General features: G+C 67.7%; 1 protein-coding gene and 1 pseudogene. Both read right to left on the bottom strand.

Going from position 1 to position 1330, the window contains the following annotated elements; genetic code table 11:
- Window positions 1-255, bottom strand: a pseudogene (locus tag ACFHWE_RS23535) (hypothetical protein); the annotation flags it as partial.
- A 134-nt stretch (window positions 256-389) separates the two neighbouring features.
- A partial coding sequence (locus ACFHWE_RS23530; protein WP_416604059.1) for an LVIVD repeat-containing protein occupies window positions 390-1330 on the bottom strand: 941 nt, incomplete at its 5' end.

Raw genomic sequence — 1330 nt, 5'->3', positions numbered from 1 at the left:
GACGAACCCGTTGTAGTTGCCACCGATCACGTAGTCACCGGTGAAAGCCAGGTCCGAGTTGTAGGAACTCATGACCTCGGTCTTGGGGACATTGGCGACGTGGGTGACATTTTCGCTGGTCATAGCGTCACTGACGAATTCCTCGTCAGCGGCGGCGGCCGTGGGGCCGAGCAGTCCGGCGATCAGGGCCGCAGTGGACGCGAGGGCGAGCCCGACGGCTCCGCGTCTCACGCTCGGCTGGGGGATGAGGGACATCTACACTCCAAGTTCCGTTCAGGCGAAACATGAGGAATGTACACATTAGGGCGTAGGGATGTATAGAGGGACGGAAAAGAAACCTCTCTTCTTAACAGAAACGCAGCTTTCACCCCTCGAACTGCACATAGTGACTAGGGAACGGACAGTGACGGCGGTGGCGGCTGTGACTGCGGGTTGAACTCGTCCATGCGGACGCCCTCGGCCGGGGTGAGCCGCGGGTCGGTCAGCCGGAGCACGTCCAGGCCCCGCTGGATGCCGTTCGAGTACACGTGGCCGTTGTAGTGGTAGGCCGACCACGAACCCGCGGTGCGCAGCGCCGCGGAGTCCCAGGGGCCGCGGTCGAAGAAGGCGATCTCCCGGGGCTCGTCGGGGTCGGTGAGGTCGACGACCGACACCCCGCCCTGGTACCAGCCCTGCACGAAGTAGTCGCCCCCGGGAACCGGGATCAGCGAGCCGTTGTGCGCCACGCAGTTCTCGGTGTCCGCCTGGTGGCGGGGGATCTTGTAGTAGCTGCGGAAGGCCAGGGCCGCGCCGCCGCCGACCGAGTAGACGGCGTCCGCGCCCCGTTCGGGACCGGTCTCGGCGTCGCACACGGCGGCCGAGCCGCCGCCCAGCTCGTCGGTGAAGAGCACGTTGGAGGCGTCGGCGGTGAAGGTGGCCGAGTGCCAGAACGCGAAGTTGTCGTCGCGGACCCGGTCGAGCACGACGGGCGCGAGCGGCTCGGAGATATCGAGCAGCAGCCCGTCGCCCAGGCATGCCGCGGCGGCCAGGCCGCGCTCGGGGTAGGCGGTGATGTCGTGGCAGCCCATCGCCTTGGGGTCGTCCTCGGGGCCGAAGAGCACCGGGGTGGCCGCGACCGCTGCGTCCTCGGGCGCGTCGTGGGGCACCTCGACGATCGACAGGCGCTCGTGCGGTGGCCGGCAGTTCGGGAACTTCTCCGAGGGCGAGTAGGACGATACGTAGACGTAGTCGCGGCCCTCGCCCGGGACGAGGGTGTTGGTGTGCGAACCGCAGTCGGTGCGCACCGCCGCCACGTACTGCGGGGCGGCCTTGTCCGAGATGTCGAAGATCC

The sequence above is a fragment of the Nocardiopsis sp. LOL_012 genome, assembly GCF_048060475.1.
Lineage (GTDB): Bacteria > Actinomycetota > Actinomycetes > Streptosporangiales > Streptosporangiaceae > Nocardiopsis.
This window is presented reverse-complemented; position numbering and strand designations above follow the sequence as displayed.